This window comes from Aureibaculum flavum (assembly GCF_016406085.1).
GTDB lineage: Bacteria > Bacteroidota > Bacteroidia > Flavobacteriales > Flavobacteriaceae > Aureibaculum > Aureibaculum flavum.
Genome location: NZ_JAEHFJ010000001.1, coordinates 695,714 through 716,545 on the forward strand (window position 1 = coordinate 695,714; position 20,832 = coordinate 716,545).

Annotated in this window: 16 protein-coding genes and 5 tRNA genes; 2 read left to right on the forward strand and 19 right to left on the reverse strand. The window is 32.7% G+C overall.

What is annotated here, in order from left to right:
- Positions 1-61 precede the first annotated feature (61 nt).
- From nusG to lysS, 19 genes are all read right to left on the reverse strand, one after another.
- Positions 62-613: a transcription termination/antitermination protein NusG gene (gene nusG / locus JBL43_RS03015; protein WP_117883600.1), complete on the reverse strand. Its 552-nt coding sequence runs from the start codon at positions 611-613 to the stop codon at positions 62-64.
- Between the two features lies 1 nt (position 614).
- Positions 615-809 carry a preprotein translocase subunit SecE gene (secE, locus tag JBL43_RS03020; RefSeq protein WP_138950527.1) on the reverse strand — a complete coding sequence of 65 codons (195 nt, stop codon included), beginning with the start codon at positions 807-809 and terminating at the stop codon, positions 615-617.
- Between the two features lie 84 nt (positions 810-893).
- A tRNA-Trp gene (locus tag JBL43_RS03025) sits at positions 894-966 on the reverse strand.
- A 76-nt stretch (positions 967-1,042) separates the two neighbouring features.
- Positions 1,043-2,227 (reverse strand): elongation factor Tu, encoded by a 1,185-nt coding sequence (gene tuf, locus JBL43_RS03030; protein WP_198839985.1) that lies wholly within the window; start codon positions 2,225-2,227, stop codon positions 1,043-1,045.
- A gap of 56 nt (positions 2,228-2,283) precedes the next feature.
- A tRNA-Thr gene (locus JBL43_RS03035) sits at positions 2,284-2,355 on the reverse strand.
- A gap of 91 nt (positions 2,356-2,446) precedes the next feature.
- Positions 2,447-2,519, reverse strand: a tRNA-Gly gene (locus JBL43_RS03040).
- 104 nt (positions 2,520-2,623) lie between these two features.
- Positions 2,624-2,705: transfer RNA gene (locus tag JBL43_RS03045), tRNA-Tyr, on the reverse strand.
- A gap of 39 nt (positions 2,706-2,744) precedes the next feature.
- Positions 2,745-2,818: transfer RNA gene (locus JBL43_RS03050), tRNA-Thr, on the reverse strand.
- Between the two features lie 98 nt (positions 2,819-2,916).
- Positions 2,917-3,222, reverse strand: a complete 306-nt coding sequence (gene hpf, locus JBL43_RS03055; protein WP_198839986.1) for a ribosome hibernation-promoting factor, HPF/YfiA family — start codon at positions 3,220-3,222, stop codon at positions 2,917-2,919.
- A gap of 7 nt (positions 3,223-3,229) precedes the next feature.
- The gene (locus JBL43_RS03060; protein WP_198839987.1) at positions 3,230-4,120 is read right to left on the reverse strand and encodes a tyrosine-type recombinase/integrase; all 891 of its coding nucleotides are present in this window, start codon (positions 4,118-4,120) and stop codon (positions 3,230-3,232) included.
- 105 nt (positions 4,121-4,225) lie between these two features.
- Entirely contained in the window at positions 4,226-4,423 is a 198-nt protein-coding gene (gene rpsU, locus JBL43_RS03065) for a 30S ribosomal protein S21 (protein WP_117883605.1), read from the reverse strand.
- Between the two features lie 419 nt (positions 4,424-4,842).
- On the reverse strand, positions 4,843-7,332 hold the full coding sequence (locus tag JBL43_RS03070) for a zinc-dependent metalloprotease (protein WP_198839988.1): 2,490 nt from the start codon (positions 7,330-7,332) through the stop codon (positions 4,843-4,845).
- A 111-nt stretch (positions 7,333-7,443) separates the two neighbouring features.
- Positions 7,444-8,925, reverse strand: a complete 1,482-nt coding sequence (locus tag JBL43_RS03075; RefSeq protein ID WP_198839989.1) for an SLC13 family permease — start codon at positions 8,923-8,925, stop codon at positions 7,444-7,446.
- A 212-nt stretch (positions 8,926-9,137) separates the two neighbouring features.
- A complete protein-coding gene (locus JBL43_RS03080) occupies positions 9,138-10,724 on the reverse strand; it encodes an aryl-sulfate sulfotransferase (RefSeq protein WP_198839990.1) in 1,587 nt (528 codons plus the stop codon).
- A 404-nt stretch (positions 10,725-11,128) separates the two neighbouring features.
- The gene (locus JBL43_RS03085) at positions 11,129-13,423 is read right to left on the reverse strand and encodes a GH92 family glycosyl hydrolase (RefSeq protein ID WP_198839991.1); all 2,295 of its coding nucleotides are present in this window, start codon (positions 13,421-13,423) and stop codon (positions 11,129-11,131) included.
- Positions 13,424-13,425: 2 nt separating this feature from the next.
- Positions 13,426-15,774: a glycoside hydrolase family 3 N-terminal domain-containing protein gene (locus JBL43_RS03090; RefSeq protein ID WP_198839992.1), complete on the reverse strand. Its 2,349-nt coding sequence runs from the start codon at positions 15,772-15,774 to the stop codon at positions 13,426-13,428.
- A 326-nt stretch (positions 15,775-16,100) separates the two neighbouring features.
- A complete protein-coding gene (locus JBL43_RS03095) occupies positions 16,101-16,724 on the reverse strand; it encodes a class I SAM-dependent methyltransferase (RefSeq protein ID WP_198839993.1) in 624 nt (207 codons plus the stop codon).
- A 12-nt stretch (positions 16,725-16,736) separates the two neighbouring features.
- Positions 16,737-18,035 (reverse strand): WG repeat-containing protein, encoded by a 1,299-nt coding sequence (locus JBL43_RS03100; protein WP_198839994.1) that lies wholly within the window; start codon positions 18,033-18,035, stop codon positions 16,737-16,739.
- 73 nt (positions 18,036-18,108) lie between these two features.
- The gene (lysS, locus tag JBL43_RS03105) at positions 18,109-19,800 is read right to left on the reverse strand and encodes a lysine--tRNA ligase (protein ID WP_198839995.1); all 1,692 of its coding nucleotides are present in this window, start codon (positions 19,798-19,800) and stop codon (positions 18,109-18,111) included.
- 122 nt (positions 19,801-19,922) lie between these two features.
- Between lysS and JBL43_RS03110 the strand changes: the two genes are divergently transcribed.
- Both JBL43_RS03110 and JBL43_RS03115 read left to right on the forward strand, forming a co-directional pair.
- Entirely contained in the window at positions 19,923-20,081 is a 159-nt protein-coding gene (locus JBL43_RS03110; protein ID WP_198839996.1) for a YqaE/Pmp3 family membrane protein, read from the forward strand.
- 7 nt (positions 20,082-20,088) lie between these two features.
- On the forward strand, positions 20,089-20,820 hold the full coding sequence (locus JBL43_RS03115; RefSeq protein ID WP_198839997.1) for a hypothetical protein: 732 nt from the start codon (positions 20,089-20,091) through the stop codon (positions 20,818-20,820).
- The last annotated feature ends 12 nt before the right edge of the window (positions 20,821-20,832 follow it).

The window sequence follows — 20,832 nt, forward strand, 5'->3', positions numbered from 1 at the left end:
TAAACTTTAGTTTAGACAATAATTTAATGGAAACTTAAATTAAGTCTTAAATATGTAACATTTATGATATTTTCTCAACTTGCATATAGCTCAATTCCAATGGAGTTTTTCTTCCAAAGATTTTAACCATAACCTCAAGTTTACGTTTTTCTTCATTTATATTTTCGATAGTACCATCAAAACCATTGAATGGTCCATCTATAACTTTAACTGTTTCTCCTTTTATATAAGGAATCGCTACATTTTCATTCTGCACCGCTAATTCATCAACTTTACCTAACATTCTGTTCACTTCTGATCTTCTCAAAGGAACTGGATCTCCACCTTTTACTTCACCTAAAAATCCAATTACACCAGTAACCGATTTAATTACGTGAGGAAGTTCTCCTGTTAAATTAGCTTGAATCATTATATATCCTGGAAAATAAACTTTTTCTTTATTTACTTTTTTTCCAGCACGTATTTGTATCACTTTTTCTGTAGGTACCAAAACCTGATCAACATAATCTGAAAGGCCTAAACGAGCAACTTCATTTTCGATATACGTCTTTACTTTATTTTCTTGACCTCCAATAGCTCTCACTACATACCATTTCTTTACAGAATCTGACATATTATTTATTAAATAGATTAAAATATTGTTCTAAACCTAACTGAAATGTCTTGTCAACAAGAAAAACTGCTATAGCGAATAAAACAGTAAATAGAGCTACTACCACTGTAGATTTTTGAGCTTCTGTAAAAGATATCCAGGTAACCTTATGGTTTAGCTCTTCAAAAGATTCTTTAATGTATGTAACAATACCCATTATATATATTTTTTGTGATAATATCTAATCAAATTTATTCAGGACAGGCTTGAATTTTGAAAACACTATTTTTTTTAACTATTGCACGGGCGGAGAGGCTCGAACTCCCGACACCCGGTTTTGGAGACCGGTGCTCTACCAACTGAGCTACACCCGTATAGAATATTAGGTGCTCCTTAAAAAGGAGCACCTATTATACCTATATATATAATTAACTAAAAACTAATGGTGTCTTATAATATTTCAGTCACCTGACCAGCACCAACTGTTCTACCACCTTCACGAATTGCAAAACGTAAACCTACATTCATTGCAATTGGTTGATGTAAATCAACAGTAATAGTTAAGTTATCACCAGGCATAACCATCTCTACACCAGAAGGTAAGTTAATAGTACCTGTTACGTCAGTTGTTCTTACATAGAACTGTGGACGGTAATTATTATGGAATGGAGTATGACGTCCACCTTCTTCTTTCTTAAGGATATAAACCTCAGCTTTAAATTTATCGTGTGGAGTTACTGAACCTGGCTTACAGATTACCATACCCCTTTTGATACTTTCTTTTTCAATACCTCTTAATAAGATACCTACATTATCACCAGCTTCACCTCTATCTAATATTTTACGGAACATCTCAACTCCAGTTACAGTAGAAGTTAATTTTTCAGCTCCCATACCAATAATATCAACACTGTCACCAGTATTTGCAACACCAGTTTCAATACGACCAGTTGCTACAGTACCACGACCAGTAATTGAAAATACATCTTCAACAGGCATCAAGAAAGGCTTATCAACATCACGTTTTGGTAATTCGATCCAAGTATCAACAGCTTCCATTAATTCAATAACAGAATTTACCCATTTTTCTTCACCATTTAAAGCTCCTAAAGCAGAACCAGAAATAACTGGCCCATTATCACCATCATATTCGTAGAAGTTTAATAAATCTCTAACTTCCATGTCAACTAGCTCTAATAACTCTTCGTCATCAACCATATCAACTTTATTCAAGAAAACTACCATTCTTGGAATACCAACTTGACGACCTAATAAGATATGCTCTCTAGTTTGAGGCATAGGACCATCAGTTGCAGCTACAACTAAAATAGCACCATCCATTTGGGCAGCACCAGTAACCATGTTTTTCACGTAATCCGCGTGACCAGGACAATCAACGTGTGCATAATGACGATTCAAAGTTGCATACTCAACGTGAGATGTATTAATCGTTATACCTCTTTCTTTTTCTTCTGGAGCATTATCGATTTGATCGAAATTTTTTGCTTCAGAATATCCTTTATCAGACAATACTTTAGTAATTGCTGCTGTTAAAGTTGTTTTACCGTGATCTACGTGTCCTATTGTACCTATGTTTAGGTGTGGTTTGGAACGGTCATAAGTTTCTTTTGCCATGATTATTAATTTTAAATCTTAGTTATATATATTTAGTTATTCTTCCTTTACTATTGAGCCAATGACGGGAATTGAACCCGTGACCTCTTCCTTACCAAGGAAACGCTCTACCCCTGAGCTACACCGGCTAATCAGGTTATATGATTCAATGTAAAAAACTGAACCATAACTCAAAGATAATGAGCAAAATAACTTAATTTATTAAGCCAATTTGCTTAGAGCGAGAGACCGGGTTCGAACCGGCGACATTCAGCTTGGAAGGCTGACGCTCTACCAACTGAGCTACTCTCGCATTTTACTCTACAATACTATAGAGATGGTGTTTCAATAAAATTTTGAATTTTCTTTATAATTTACAAAGATAAGCTTTGAAAACCACAAATAGAAATTTTTTAGTGGGGAGAGTAGGATTCGAACCTACGAAGACGTAGTCAGCGGAGTTACAGTCCGCCCCAGTTGGCCACTTTGGTATCTCCCCAAAAAATTTCAATTCAAAGAACTAATTTCAATACTATTGAGCCGATGGAGGGACTCGAACCCACGACCTGCTGATTACAAATCAGCTGCTCTAGCCAGCTGAGCTACATCGGCTTTTTGTGTAAAAAAACACACCGCTTTTTCTTACGGTGTGCAAATGTATAAAGTTTTATTTTTCTTACAAAACTTTTCTGTCTATTTTTTTTAAAAAATTACACATGATGTGATCTTTGCTTCTCCTTCTTCTTACACAACTGCCTTCTCAAAGCCTCTGCAATTAAATCAATAGCCTCTTCAAATGTTTTACATTCCTTCTTTACAATTAGCTCATCACCAGGGATAAGCATCTTAATTTCAGCTATTTTATTTTCTTTTTCACTGGTGTTTTGAACTTTTAAATACACCTCAGCTCCAATTATTTTGTCATAATACTTTTCTAGGTTGTCAATTTTAGTTTGAATAAAATCATTTAAACTTTTATCTATATTAAAATTTACGGATTGAACATTTACTTTCATATCTATTTTAGGTTTTAGTGCTCCTTGGATGAGCCTGGTTATAAACTTTTTTTAATTCATTCAAGCTACTATGCGTATAAATTTGTGTTGACGCTAAGCTTGAATGCCCTAGTAATTCTTTCACTGAATTCAAATCAGCCCCTTCATTTAATAAATGTGTTGCAAATGAATGCCGAATAACATGTGGGCTTTTTTTAACTTTTGAAGAGACTTTACTAAAGTACTCATTTATTATTCTATAAACAAGGTTCGGATATATTTTATTGCCCTTTGTTGTTATAAATAAATAGTCAATGTCATAAGCCATTTGCTTTCTTTCTGTGAGATAAATAGTTAGTGTTTTTTGAACCGAATCTAACAATGGAATATATCTTTCCTTATTTCTTTTACCTAACACTTTTAATGTTGCTTTGTGTAAATTCACAGAACCTAAGTTTAATTCTATAAGTTCTGCACGTCGCATTCCCGTTGAATACAACAACTCAACAATTAATTTATTTCGGATGGACTCAAAATCAGTATCTTCTGAACTTAAATTAGCGAGTACTTCTTCAATTTCAGCTTGAGAAAAAGGAACCTGCATTTTCTTTGATACTTTTAATGCTTGATGACTCAATAATGGAGATTCTTTTATTTGTTTCGATTTTACTAAAAATTTATAATATGTTTTTAGACTACTTATTTTTCTATTAATTGTTCGATTTGAAATATTTTTATTTACCATTTCTACAATCCATGACCTAATTTGACCATAATTGACATCTAATAATAGTTCTGAATCGTATGTTTCTTGACAAAATAACGTAAAAGACATTAAATCATCTTGATAAGCTCTAACGGTATGTGGTGAGTATTTTTTCTCTGAAGTGAGATAATCTATAAAGTGGATTATTGACATAAAAAAACCGTTAGCAAACAAAGCTACAAAATCTGTAGTGTTTTTACTAACGGTTTAACTTATATTTAGTAAAATATATACCTATAAATTATTAGGTTTATATTACTAACCTTGCTCTTCTACTGTTCTGATATTCTGAACATACTGAGCTTTCTGAATCTGAGCTCTTTTTACTACTGAAGGTTTCGAAAAGTTTTTACGTTCACGCAACTGCTTCATAGTTTTAGTTCTATCAAATTTTCTCTTAAAACGTTTTAACGCTCTATCGATATTCTCACCATCTTTTACTGGAATTATTAGCATAATGTCGCACCTCCTTTCATATGTACTCTTTTTATTTATTTTAAACGGTCATATGCTGTTCGCCTTTTAAAAAATCAACGTTTTTAAATTGATTTTAGTTGGCTCGGTTCATATGTACTCTTTTAATTTATTTTAAACGGTCATATGCTGTTCGCCTTTTAAAAAATCAACGTTCTTAAATTGATTTTAGTTGGCTCGGTTCATATGTATTCTTTTTATTTATTTTAATCGGTCATATGCTGTTCGCCTTTTAAAAAATCAACGTTCTTAAATTGATTTTAGTTGGCTCGGTTCATATGTACTCTTTTTATTTATTTTTTATTGGGCTGCAAATGTACAAAACTATATTAAGAATAAGACATTTTTTTAAAACAAAAAAAATCCGACCTAGGCCGGATTTTTATAATCTATAATCTCAATTATTTTGGATCTAAAATATTTTCGATTCTCTCAACAACATCTTGTAAATGAATTCTTTTCATTCCTGAAGAATTTGCTGCAGACGATCTTACCGATCTTTGTAACGTTTTTAACTCTGCCCTTACAATAGGTCTGATATCAGATTCTTTTACATTTACATTGGTTCTAGAAATCCATCTTCTAAACTGAGGTGGAATAGAAGTTTGCTCATTCTTCATTAAATACTCCATTCTATCAATATAGGCACGTTGTAAATTTCTTCTATAAGTATCTATTGAACGTCCATTATAAACTTCGCTCCAAATACCTCTTCTTAAATCTCGCATCATGTCCACTAAATTATAGGCTTTAGTTCCATTTAGCGTTTCATTTTCTATCATTCTAGCCATTCTACCGAAATCTAAAATATTATTTAAGGTTCTTGCTTGAACTCCTCTCACTCTTTCTACAACGCCTGCACTTTCAAACTTATTAAAAATATTAGCATCAATCATCCATTTTGGAGTTTCAAATAAATTTTTATGTAAAAATTTTAATGATTCTTTTTGGCGTTCTTTTCCTACGTGAGTATATACTGCCCCTTCTTGGTCAGATGTTTTATAATATTCATATACACCACCAATATTTGAAGTCACATGGCCCATGTAACGATTAAATTGAGAAAGTACATGTCCGTACATCGTTTCTAAATCATCGTAGTTCTCTCCTGGCTTAGTTGTCCATTTTATCAAATTAGGTACAATTCGCTTAAGATTAGCAATACCATAATCACTAGCTTTTATAGCATCATCACCTAAATCTTCTGTTTGAGAACTCGGATCAATTACTCCACTTTGTTGTTTTCCAAATCGATACATTGGATCTCCTGCATGTTTTAAAATCCATGAATCTAAGGTCTTCTTTTCGTCTGCCGCAGTTTTAGCATCTAAAATAGGTCTATATCCCCAAGAAATAGAATACTTGTCATACACACCAATATTTGGCATTAATGCAACTCCATTATCTTCTGGCTGAGCAACGTAATTAAAACGTGCATAATCCATTATTGAAGGTGCTGTACCATATTTTTCAGTAAACGATTTTGATCTTAAAGAGTCAACTGCATATGCAGAACTACTCCCCATATTATGTGGTAAACCAAGCGTATGCCCAACTTCGTGAGACGAAACAAATTTTATCAATTCACCCATAACCTCATCCTTAAATTCAGCGGTTTGAGCATTAGGGTTAATGGCAGCGGTTTGAACAAAGAACCATCCATTTAATAAACTCATTACATTATGGTACCAATTGATATCAGATTCAAGAATTTCTCCAGAACGAGGGTCACTTACGTGAGGTCCATTTGCATTTGGTATTGGAGAAGCTAAATATCGAACTACAGAATAACGTACATCTTCAGGTGTCCATTCTGGATCTTCCTCTACAGTTGGTGGGTCTTTCGCAATAATTGCTTCTTTAAAACCTGCTGCTTCAAATGCAACTTGCCAATCTTCAATACCTTGTTTAATATATTTTCTCCATTTTACCGGTGTTGCTCTATCAATATAATAAATAATTTGTTTTTTTGGAACAACCAATTCTCCTCTTTTAAACTTCTCAATATCTTCATCCTTCACTTCCAATCTCCATCTATCCAAATAGGTAACTCTATCACTTTTTTGAGCTTCTAGCCCATAATCTGTTTGACCCGAGGTAAACCACCCTACTCTTTCGTCGAACATTCTGCGTTTCATTGGCACTTTTGGCAATAGCACCATTGAATTATTAATTTCAATAGATATAGTACCGGTACTTGAATTAGATGGAGGTGAACCTGCCATATATGTTTTTACGTGCCTCGCTTCAATATTAGTTGGGTAACTCTTTACACTTTGAATAAAAGATTTATCAGCATCTAAACGAGATACTTTATATTGTTTTCTAGACCTATCAGGTAAACCCAACGCTTTAACATCTTTGTTATAAAAATCAGTTACATCAATAACGGTTGCCGTTGAATCTTTGCTAAAAGCTTTGATTGGAAAAGTATATAGAATAGGTTCAAAATTCGAATTTACAACAGCCTCATGCACTGGTAAAGAATCTGAAGCAACTACAGAATAGGAAACTACTCTTGCTATTATTTTTTTACCATGTTTCTGCCAGCGAACTACTTTCGTATTTTGTTTACCTCCACCGAAACCAATACCTGATGCCGTTTTAGCGATACGTGTTACCATTAACATTTCACGTTCTAATAAAGAATCTGGAATTTCATAAAAGTACTTTTCATCTAATTCATGAACCTTAAACAAACCTTCATCTGTTTTTGCTTCTTTGGTAATTACCTTGCTATACGCTTGAATAGCTCCTTTTTTTGCTGGCGGTTTCTTAGCGGTTTGAGCTGCTTTAGCCTTTGATTTACTCGCCTCTTTTGAGCTAGAACAAGAAGCTGTTAATAATGCCATTACTACAATGGTCATTGCAATAGGTAGTCTTTTAAACATAAATTATTTGAATGAAAGGGTTAATTAATCTTAAAAAAACGAAATTATTGAATAATGATTAATTAATTCTTAATGAAATGTTAAAGAAACAGTTAAGATTCAATCTTTGACCTATTTCTTTATAAAATTCTCAGGAAAACCTTCAACAGTTAAATTCCATAATTCTGGCAAAACAAAATATACAAATAGGGTAAGGATAATTATGGAAATAACATTCATAATGATACCTTTTGATACCATATCTGGAATTCGTAAATATCCAGATCCAAAAACTACAGCATTTGGAGGTGTTGCTACAGGAAGCATAAATGCACACGAGGCTGCAACTGCGGCTGCAACCATCAATATTAATGGATGCACATCAACTGTTAAAGCCATAGGTGCCAACACCGGTAACAACATTGCCGTTGTTGCTAAATTTGATGTTATTTCTGTTAAAAAATTGACCGCTGTTATTAAAACCAATATCAATAGAATGATAGTTAATCCACCAAAAGCAGTCATTTGACTACCTAACCAAAATGCAAGGCCACTAACTTCAAAACCTTTTGCTAATGCCATACCTCCGCCAAACAGCAAAATAATTCCCCATGGTAATTTTACAGCTTCGTCCCAATTTATAAGTTTGTCTTTTTTATCTTTTGATGGAATTAAAAATAATACAATTGCAAATGTTATTGCTATTATAGTATCATCTAATTGAGGTACTATTTTTTGCAATAAAAATGAGCGTGTTATCCAACAAAAAGCTGTTAATGCAAAAACAAATGATACTACTTTTTCTTCATAAGTAATTTTTCCTAAACCCCTTAAAAGTCTCTTGATTTCTGCTCTACCTCCAGGAAATTCTTTTTGCTTAAACGTAAATGCATATTTGGTTAAATATTGGTAACAAATAAAAAGAAGTACCACCGTAATAGGAAAACCGAAAATAAACCATTGTGAAAAAGTAATTTCATATCCATAAGTTTCTTCAACTACACCTGCCAAGACCAAATTTGGGGGAGTGCCAATTAACGTCGACATACCACCAATAGAAGCACTATAAGCAATTGCCAGCATTAATGCTTTACCAAAAGTGCGATTTTCATCTTCAACGGTATTTGGGTTATCTTTTAACTGTTTGATAATAGCAATCCCAATGGGTAACATCATAACTGCAGTCGCTGTGTTGGAAATCCACATAGAGAGAAAAGCCGTTGCCAGCATAAAACCTAATATAATTTTCCGAATGTCAGAACCTATAAAATTAATAATATTTAGAGCTATCCGTTTATGTAAATTCCATTTTTCAATGGCAATGGCAATTATGAAACCACCCAAATATAAAAACACGTATTTATGACCGTATGAGCCACTTGTTGATGCAATATCTAAGCCACCAGAAAGCGGAAACAACACAATGGGCAACAATGCTGTTACAGCAATAGGTATGGCTTCGGTTATCCACCAAATGGCAATCCATAAAGTCGCAGCAAGTACTGCATTGGCTTCTCTAGACAAGCCTTCTGGATGGAAAAAATACAAAACTAAAGCAAAAACCACAGGTCCTAAAACAAGTCCTATTTTTTGCGTTATGGTAGTTTGATTCATTTGTAGTTAGCTGATATTGGGTAAATCTAAGGTTTTTTTTTGAGTCAAAATGGCAATCAAAACTATTGTCCACTTTAAGAGCGTTTGAATGGTGTTTTTTTACTCCTATTTATAAACATTAAACCTCTAATAATACTCCAAATGATTTTCCATCATCATAAATGACATCTCTAAAACTGACATAAAAAACGCTAGGTTTTTATTAGTTGACCTTAATTCTTTAGAATTTTAATGAATTCAGAATTTTCTTCAACTGAAATTTTGATAAAATACAAACCGTCTGTTAAATTTTCTAAATTTATAAATTCAGAATTCATTCTATTTAGGACTACTTTCCCTGTTAAATCATAAACCTGAATTTCATCAATACGTTTATTAAAATTAAGTACGTCTTTTGTAGGATTGGGATAAACGTATAAATTATTAAAATACGAATTATCAACGGTTAGCGTTTGAATACAATTATCTGAAATAGAATTTACATCTTCAATAATCCCAGTATTATTAAAAGCAACACCATTGAAACCTGCATAATTTTCAGGATATCTATGTGCTCTAAAAGATCCGTTACCAATAGGTGTATCAAATTGACTAAAAGTGCTATTTTCATTTATAGGAATAATATAAACCCAAACCACATTTCCTGAAGCATCAATTTCGGCAATTCTACCAAGACCAGTTTCATTAATTAGAGCATTTCCATTAGACATTATTTGCACTCCACTTCTAGAAGATTCAATCATTAATTCGCCTAAGATGGTGCCATCATAAGACCAATAATAATCAGTTGGTAAAAACTTACCTGAAGCTAAACTATATACACCATTACTATCATTCGGATCAATAATATGAACGGAAGACGCATCTAAATCAGAACCATAACCATCATTATTAAAAACGGACATCTTACCTTTATGAGAACCTTCAGTAATCCATTTAATATCATGTTGTCTTCCTAATTTTCTATCATCGCTCGTTCCTTGATCGTAAGCTTCAGGATTTCCCCATCGCCATAGAAAATCTCCACCCTTACCATAAATGCCACCTGAATGCGTTGCCGCTTCTGCTGCAGTAGTACTGTGATCTAAAACAAAGACTTCGCTTAAATGTCTTGATGAGAACGCTATTTGATCTAAGTCTTCATTATAATCAATTGCATTGGCATGTATAGGATTAAAAGAGTTACCATTATCGTAATTTATATCCAATAATTGAGGACTACTCGAAATATTTCCAAAATTAGGTTTAGTAGCATCAAAATCTTGTATCAAATGATCAAAAAGCTTCCATTCCCAAACAATGGTAGCAGAATCAATACCTAAAGGTTTAATCTCAACAATCCTTTCTAAATCTAAAGAGTCAACAACAAATGGTGTGTCCTTGCCTTCTGCTATCATTTCAGCAATGGTATAATTATCTCTAATTAATACCAAAAAGTTGCCATTTGGTAAAGGTTCAATATCGTGATGCATAGTAAAACCAAGAACCTCCATATAATTGAGACTCCAAAGGACATTGTTGTTCCAATCTCTGATGTCTGCTTTAGTACTATTACCTTGCAATAAATTACCATTCTCCAACAGATAAGCTTGTCGACTTATTTGACCTGAGAAATCCCATTGATTAACCGCCTCTCCACAATTATTGATTAGATAAACTCGATCATCTGACAAGGTATTAAATAAGGTGTAACCATTTGATTTAGGGATATTATCATCATTAAAAACTAAACCAATTGTTTCTTGTGCAAGAGTAAACTTGAAACTTACTATAACAAATAAGAATATTATCTTTTTCATATGTAAAAATGAATTTCAAATATAATTAACTTAAATTAAAAATTATGAATTTAAAATAACAGCTATAGTAATTTAGCAACGAACATGTTATAAAGAGGTAACAATAAATGCTGTTGTGCCGATTATTCTGATAAAAAGTCGGTGCCTTATTTGTTAAACCTCACAAACCGAATTACAGAACTGGTACCCACATGGAAAAGCCCTTCATTTAGCTCAACCTCTTTCTCTTCCAACTCAATAATTTCGAAATTTTTAAAGTCGGTTTAAAATTCGTGTATTGAACATAGTGTTTCCAAATCTCTTAGGCCACCAATCTTTGGATTTTTAGTTCTGTATTCTAAATATTTTTTACTAAAATTTTCAACAATTAACATTCCACCTTTGCGTAAATAGGAACTTAATAACTACTTTTGGGGACTATTACCCATCTCTATAGTTAAAGTACCACCTGCTTTAATATCATTATGTGTAAAGAATAGGTCTTTAAGTTCTTTTCCATTTAAAGTCACTTTTTGAACATATTTATTTTCAGCACTGTTTTTTTTGGTAATAATAGTAAATGCTTTATTATTGGTTAGAGGTATGGTAACAGTATCAAACAAAGGTCTGCCAATAACATAAGTAGGGTCTCCCGGAGCCACTTGGTAAAAGCCCATAGCACTCATAATATACCATGCCGACATCTGCCCACAGTCTTCATTTCCAATAATACCATCGGGTTTTGTAGTATAAAATTCTTTTAATATTTGATCAACCAGTTCTTGCGTTTTCCAAGGTTGCCCTGCATAAGTGTACAAATAAGAAATATGGTGGCTGGGCTCATTACCATGTGCATATTGTCCAATTAATCCTGTAATATCTCCACTGGCGTTATCGCCATCTATAATTGAAGAAGTGGTAAAAAGCGAGTCTAATTTTGCAATATATTGCTCTTTGTTTTTAAACAATCTTGAAAAACCATCAATATCATGTGGCACAAACCAGGTCCATTGCCATGCATTACCTTCAACATAATCTGAATTTTCATGATTTGAGTACTTCGGGTTAAAAGGTGTTACCCAACTACCATCTTCATTTTTACCACGCATAAAGCCCGTTTCAGCATCAAAATAAAGTTTGTAGTTTAAAGCACGTTTTTCAAATGCTGTAGCAAGCTCATTGTTATTATTTTGTTTTGCAATTTGTGCTATACACCAATCATAATAGGCATTTTCTAAACCATAAGTTACTGAAGCTCCAATCTTATCTGAAGGAATATGCTTGCCTTCATTAATAAATTTATTATGCAACGTCATTAATCGTTCTTTTCTAGGTTCTTTAATGGGTTTTAATAAGTCTAGATTGTAGGATGCACTAGTCAATACGGCTTTTAATGCCAACTCTTTATCAATACCTTTTAAATTTTTCGTTAGGGCATCTGCAATATTGGCAACAGCGGGATAACCTACCATAGTACCTGTATAATTTGAGACTAGTGGCCATTTGGGTAACAAACCACCTTGTTCATATTTTAATAATAGATTGTTTGCCCAATTGATTGCACTTGGTTCATCAATAATAGTCATTAATGGGTGTAAAGCTCTAAAAGTATCCCATAATGAATATACAGTATAGTTGACTTGACCTTCTTGAGCTTGATGAATTGCTTTATCCATACCTCTATAACGACCATCTGTATCTTGGTAAATCATTGGAGCAATCATACTATGATATAATGCCGTGTAAAACGTAATTAAGGTTTCTTCATTATTTGTAGTTACAGCAATTCTTTGAAGTTCTTTTTCCCAAACATCCTTTGCGTTTTGTTGTACTCTATTGAAGTCCCAATGTGGCAATTCTGATTTCAAATTTTTCTTGGCACCATCATAATCTACGTAAGAAATTCCCACTTTAACAAATAGAGATTCATTTTCAAGAGATTCGAAATTTAAATAAGAATAGATATCTGTCGCTTTATATATTTTTTTTGAAGTGTCTGTATTTATACTATCAACATTTACAGTTTCAATTTGAAAAGGACTAGAAAATTCAGCATAAAAGTAGACTTTATTATCATTTGCCCATCCTGTGGTTTGTTTTAAGCCTCTGATTGTTTTATTATCTACAAATTCAATTTCATTTGCAATATTACTGTTGCTCCAAGTACGTTGTAGGGTGTGCCCAAGATCAAATAGTAAACGTTTTTTTGCATCTTTAGAATAGGTGTATTTGTGCATACCTACGCGTTCAGTAACGGCTAATTCTGCTTTTACTTGATAGTTATCAAATTTTACTGAATATACTCCAACTTCGGCATGCTCATTTTTTTTACTGAAAGTAGCCACAGGTTTTTCATTACTTGTACCCGTAAATGGAAGTAATAACACATCTCCCATATCACCAATACCTGTACCACTTAAATGCGTGTGTGAAAAGCCATAAATTGTAGTATCATCATTATGGTAACCACTTGAAGCGTCCCATCCATTAAGTTTAGTGTCAGGACTTAATTGCACCATTCCATGTGGCATCACTGGTCCAGGGTACGTGTGACCATGGAACCCCGTGCCAATAAACGGGTCAACATAACTTAATACATCCACTGTATTTTTTGTTTCTGAGATTGCTTCAAAATGCTGCGTATTGTTCTTTTTGCAAGATGTTATACAAAAAGCGAATAGAACCATTAAAAGGCTGTTTTTAATACAATTGATATTCATAGTTATTTTATTATAACGAAACTGTCTTTTAATTGAAAGTCTTTAGAGGAATTTCCTATAGCAATATTAAACTTACCGGGTTCAACAACAAATATTCTATTCTTATTAATAAGTTCTAAATCTTTAGGTTGTAGGATAAAGGTTACTGTTTTTTGCTCTTTTGGTTTTAAATGAATTCTATTAAAACCACGAAGCTGCCATTCATAAACTGTTAGAGAACTGGTCTCATCATTTACATATAGTTGAGGAACAACATCACCAGCCTTTACGCCTGTGTTCTCAACATCAAAGCTAATAGTGACATCACCTGATACTGTGGTAATATTCGAATTAACATTTAAGTTACTGTATTCAAACGAGGTGTAACTCAGTCCAAAACCAAAAGGATACAGTTCTGTAACCACTCTACTATCTCCAGTACCATTAGGGCCATCTTTAGCTTGCCCACGCTGTGAATGAGGTTTATAAGGGAAGTTATAGGGAATTTGCCCTACGCTTCTAAGCACGGTAACGGGTAATTTTCCTCCGGGGTTATAATCACCAAAAATGACCTCTGCTATGGCTTGTCCACCAAATTCTCCTGGGAACCAAGCCTCTAAAATGGCATCCGTTTGTCGGTCTGCATAATTTATGGATAATGGATGTCCATTAATAAGCACAACAATTAGCGGTTTTCCAGTTTCGGAAAGTGCCGATAATAATTGTTTTTGATGTCCAGGAAGATCTAAATTAGTACGGCTTAAATTTTCACCAACCATTTTCTCATCTTCACCAACAAATAACACAATAGCATCTGCACTTTTTGCCATAGAAAGAGCCTCGTCAATCTGAGCTTCTTCATCAGTATCTAAGGGCACATTGAACACTTCTGAGTCTGGCCAGTTTTTGTCTTTTAAGTCTATACCTTTTGCATAGGTTATTTTTACATCATCCTTTAAATAGTTTTTTATGCCCTCAAAACCAGCAATAACATCTGTTTTTAAAGCACCATATCTGCTTATAGAGCTCGATTTTGATTTTGCTGTAGGGCCACAAACTAAAATGTTTTTCAGCTTATTTTTATCTAAAGGTAAAATACTGTTTTTGTTTTTGAGCAAGATGATAGATTCTCTTGAAGCCTGAAGTGCAATCTTTTTATGAGCTTCATTTTTAACAACTCTATCAGCATTTTTTTCATCTCTATACGGATTATTAAAAAGTCCTTCGTTAAATTTAACACGTAAAACATCTTTAACACGACTGTCCAAAAGCTTTATAGAAATACCGCCTTCTTTCACTAATTCGCGAAGTGGTTTTATAAAATTTTCAGGATGATTAAAAGTAGTTCTAACATTTAAACCTGCTGTTAAAGCTTGTTGTATAGCTTGCTTATACGAGTCAGCTACATGGTGTTTGTTGTATAAATTAATTAGAGCATCGCTATCAGAAACCACATAACCATTAAAACCATAAGTATCTCTTAGTAATTCTGTTTGAAAATAATGACTTCCTATTATGGGTTCACCATCGTAATCGTTATAAGAGCTCATAACGCCCATAATATTGGTTTCTTGAATGACACGTTTAAATGGATATAAATACATTAAATGCATATCACGCCATGTAATATGAGGATCCAATCGAACATGCCCGTCTCGTCCACCTTTGGGTGCCGAATACACTGCAAAATGTTTTAACGAGTTAACAACACCCTGCTCTTGTATGCCTTTACTTATTTGTACACCATATTCTGAAACTAAAAACGGATCTTCACCAAAGCTCTCTACAATACGCCCCCAACGTTGATCTCTTGCAACATCCAATACAGGTGAATATATATTATTATATCCTAAGGCATAAGCTTCTTTGCCAATAACTTGCCCCGTTTTGTACATTAGTTCTGGGTTAAACGTAGACCCCATTCCTATTTGTGCAGGAAATGAGGTAGCTTTTACATGATTTAATCCACGAATACCTTCATTGGTAAATTCTACAGGAATACCCAAGCGAGTTTCTTCTATAAAAAAGGTTTGTATTTTATTTAAAGCCCAAACGTGTTTACTATAAGGAAAAGTGAATTGTGCTTTTTCTGAAACTCCATTAGAAGCTTCATCAATATTAGCCAATCCATCTTTCCATAATTCATTTTTCCATGAAGCTGTAGGAATTTCATCTTCAGCAACACGACCGTAACCATAAAGCGTAACTAGTTGGTTTGTTTTCTCTTCAACCGTCATCAAAGAAAGCAAATTTTCTATTCTTTTCTCTATTGATTGATTTTGGTCTTCATAAATGTCTTTCTGACCGTTTTTATTAAAATCTATCCAGTTTTTATGATATATTCTTTTTGTTTGAGCTTTTACAGAAAACATACAAAATAGTAAAGGGAGACATATAAGTTTTAAATAAAATTTGTTTTGCATATAAAAAGGTTATTTGAATGCTAAAATTACATTTTAAATTGTTTATTTCAAGGACTAGCAAACAATTCATTTTGAATCTCTATTTTTTATAGTTGGTTTAAAAATTGAAATACTTTTTTAATTTAAACCATAACAAAGAGTACTTATAAATATTCTGTAAATGAAATTTTCGAATTCAGTCGACTCTCTAAACTCAACTCAAGGCGATAATTATACATACCAATGTTTTGTAGCAATAAAGTCTAATTTAAAAAATATAATTATTTTCAATATGATTATTTCTTAACTCCCACAAACCGAATTACAGAACCGGTACCCACATGGAAAAGCCCTTCATTTAGCTCAACCTCTTTCTCTTCCAACTCAATAATTTCGAAATTTTTAAAGTCGGTTTTAAATTCTTCAATGGAACATAAGGTTTCTAAATCTCTTGGGCCACCAACCTTCGGATTTTTAGTTCGATATACTAAATGTTTTTTACTAAAAGCTTCAATAATTAACATTCCACCTTTGCGTAAATAGGAACTTAATAATTGGTGATATTCTGATCTTATATCAGCATTAAAGTGAGCAAAAATGAGTACAATAACATCAAATTGCCCCTTATGATAATTCAATTCTGGCAATTCACCTATTTGGTAATCAATAGTAACATTATTTTCATCTGCTAGTTTAAGAGCTTTTTTTCTACCTTCTTTACTAAGGTCAAATGCTGATACATCAAAACCTAATTTTGCAGCATAGACAGCATTACGGCCTTCACCTTCAGCTGGAAAAAGTATTTTGCCTGGATTCAGTTTTTCTAATTGCTCTTTAAGATAAGCATTTGGCTGTACGCCATAGGTATATTCTTGATTCGCAAACCTATCATCCCACATTTTTAATTGTTCTTCTCTCATTTTAATGCTTTGTTATTTATGTTGGCTACTATCTACCTCCATAATTTCAATCTGAGACTCATCTCTTTTTGATTTTAAAAGAAATTTTTTTGAATCTTTATTAATTAGATATTTGTCACCTTTTAAATACACAATTGCGGCTCCATTAATAAATTTGGTGACTATACCCTTATAAATAGACTCAATTTGTAACTCCCCTTTTTTATTTATATATCCCCAATTATTATACTCTTGCTCATACGCCGCAAATCCATCAGAAAAAGGTTTGATATTTGAACCTTCAAACTTAAAGCCTATAACTACTTTATGATTGCTATTAATAAAACCCCATTTTTTATTTAGTTTGACTGGAGCCAAACCTTCTGAAAAACTACTTACATCTTCATAAATTAATGGAATAATCAATTTTCCCTTTTTATTTATAAATCCATATTTATCATTTTTCTTAACAGAGGCAAATCCATTATTAAAAGAACCTATCTCATCGTATTCTGGCTTCAACAAAAGTTGAATGTTTTTATCTAAAAGACCGTACTTGTAATCTTTATTACGAATATAATAACCATCGAAGTCACCGCTTAAATAAATTGACTCATAAGTTGGAGGCAAAATTATTTTTCCATTGGCATTTATAAAACCAAATTTTCCATTTGCATCCTTTCTTACTTTAGCTTTACCATTTTTAAAAGAATAGGCAGAATTAAAAATAGTATCAAACAATATGTCGCCATTACGTTTTTTATAGCCAAATCTCTTATCCAATTGAAAAATGAAGTTATCACTATTCTTATCGTAAGAGAATATTCTATGTTTAAATTTTTCAGAAATTAACTTCCCTTTGTAATCAACTAAAAAATAATTATCCGCTTCTTTAACTATAATATTTTCCTTATCCTCTGGAGAAACTAAATCATAATTGGCTTTTAAAAACGCTTCTCCATTTTTATTTACAAGTCCAAATTTTTCATTTTCTTCATATCTAAAAACTCCTGAAACAGCTGTATATCTAAGTTCATTATATAGAGGTTTAACAAGATGTTGACCATCAAAACTCATCACGCCATACTTACCTTTCAATTTAAAAATAATATAATCACCAACGCTGTAATTATCGCCTAATCGCCAAACATCAAACAGCCCATCTTGATGGATTTTGTTATAATAAGATATGGTAAAGCCACCCAATTGTTCATAAATCGGATCCACAACAATTTCCATTTTATTGTTTACCAATCCTTTTTTTCCATTTCTTTCAAAAACATAAATATCTCTATGTTCTTCTTGAGAAAAAGAATTTAATGAATTAATCAACAAAAAAATAAGACAACATGTGATCCTACTCTTCTTAATTGCTTTTATCATTGGGCTCTATGGACTTAAAGTTTTAAACTGCAGATACAAAAAGCCCTTCCTCCGTTTTAGAGACTTCAGCTAATTTATTTTTGGTCAACCCTTTTATAGTTTTATCCCATTTTTTATTACTTAAACCTGATTGCGATTTAAGAACATTTAAATCTATTGGAGTGTTTGCTTTTAGTATTTTTAAAACTGCCTTTTCTTCCTCAGTCATTTCAATAGCTTTTCTTTCTGGACGCATTTGAGGGAAGAACAGTACTTCTTGAATGGATTGTTGGTTGGTTAAATACATAATTAATCTATCCATTCCAATTCCCAATCCAGAAGTTGGAGGCATACCATATTCTAAAGCACGTAAAAAGTCGTAATCTATAAACTCAGTAGCTTCATCATCACCTTTTTGAGCTAATTTTAATTGATGCTCAAAACGTTCTCTTTGGTCTATTGGATCGTTCAATTCAGAATATGCATTCGCAACTTCCTTTCCACAAACCATCAATTCAAAACGTTCTGTTAATTCCGGATTTGTACGGTGTTCTTTACACAGCGGACTCATCTCTTTCGGGTAATCCATTATATACGTAGGTTGAATATAATTACCCTCACATTTTTCTCCAAAAATTTCATCTATCAGCTTCCCTTTACCCATGGTTTCATCAACATCAATTCCCATACCCTTAGCAGCGTGACGAATTTCATCTTCTGTTTTATTGGTAATGTCAAACCCTGTATATTCAATAATAGAATCTGTCATGGTTACTCTTTTGTACGGAGCCTTAAAACTAATATTATGTTTTCCAAAAGTAGCTTCAGAGGTTCCGTTAACAGCAACAGCACAGTATTCTAATAGGTTTTCAACAAATTCCATCATCCAATTATAATCCTTGTAAGCTACGTAAATTTCCATAGCTGTAAATTCAGGATTATGCGTTCTATCCATCCCTTCGTTACGGAAATTTTTAGAAAATTCATATACACCATCAAAGCCACCAACAATTAATCTTTTTAAATATAATTCATTAGCGATACGCATATACAAAGGCATATCTAAACTATTATGGTGCGTTACAAAAGGTCTTGCGGCTGCACCACCAGGAATAGGTTGTAAAACTGGAGTTTCAACTTCAAAATACCCAGCATCGTTAAAATATTTACGCATGGCATTAAAAAGCTTTGTACGTTTTACAAAGACTTCTTTAACATGAGGATTCACTACTAAATCTGCATAACGCTGACGGTAACGCAATTCAGGGTCATTAAATTCGTCATGTGTATTTCCTTCTGCATCCACTTTAGGTAATGGTAACGGTTTTAAGGTTTTACTTAACAATGTAAAATTCTTAACTTTTATAGTTTTTTCACCAACTTTAGTAAGAAATAACTCCCCTTCAATACCTATAAAATCACCAATATCTAATAATTTTTTATAGACCGTGTTATATTTCGTTTTATCTTCATCAGTACAAATTTCATCACGGTTAAAATAGACTTGTATTCTACCATCACTATCTTGCAACTCAGCAAAACTGGCATTTCCTTGTATACGACGTGACATTAATCGCCCTGCAACAATAACCTTTTTCCCTTCTTCAAATTCAGCTTTCACCTTCTTAGAAGTATGATCTAATGGATATAAATCTGCTGGATAAGGATTAATTCCTAACTCACGAAGTTTTTGTAATTTTTCTCGTCTTACGATTTCTTGTTCTGACAATGCCATATAAATGCTATTAATTTGGCGGCAAAGATATGATATTTTCTAAACAAAAACTTGTAACAAAACACTATAAAACACGTCTAGTTAGTAGATAAAATTCTTCTATCTTTGTAAACGAAATTATTATGGGTTGTTTTAGAGTAGTGCTCTCAATTATTTGTCCACCTTTGGCTGTTATAGATAAAGGCTGTGGATCAATGGTAATTGTATTTCTTTTAACGTTATGCGGCTGGGTGCCAGGCGTAATTGCAGCTTTAATTATTTTAAATAATCCTAAAAACTAAAATTACCATGTTAAAAAATGTGTCAATTATTATCGGCTTAATGCTTTTACTTACTAGTTGTGCCTTTACAGAAGAAATGCATATAAATAATGACGGAAGTGGTAGCTACAATTTTAAAATTGATATGAGCGAGATGATGCAAGAAATGAAAGATATGGGTACAAAAGATTCATCATCTGTATCAAAATCGATAGACACTACCTTCAATTTTAAAGATATTTTAGAGGAGAAAAAAGATAGTATTGCTCAATTATCTGCAGAAGAACAGGTGGCTATTAGAGCGATCGCTGATATGAATTTACACCTACAAGTTGATGATGAAAAAGGTAAAATGCTCATGGATTTTGGTTTAAATTTTAAAGATGTTTCTGAAGTAAAAAACATAGAAGAAAAACTTTCTAAGGCTATGGCGGTAAACAAAAAGAAAGCTGAAGGACCTGTGTTTAACAAATCAAATGTCACTTTTAATTTTGATGGTAAAAATTTTACTAGAAAAACAGTATTAAAAGAATTATCAAAAGCAGAGTTAGAAAAAGTGGAAACCGAATTGAAAGAGTCAAGCTCATTTTTACAAGGTAGCACCTATAAGTTAGTGTATCATTTTGAGAAAAAGATTAAAAATGTTTCTATTAAAGATGCCTCTATTAGTAAGGATGGTAAAACACTAACGATTGAAGTTCCAATGGATTCTTTAGTGAAAAACCCACAATTATTAGATTTTACATTGAAATTGAAATAACCCTTGTTAATC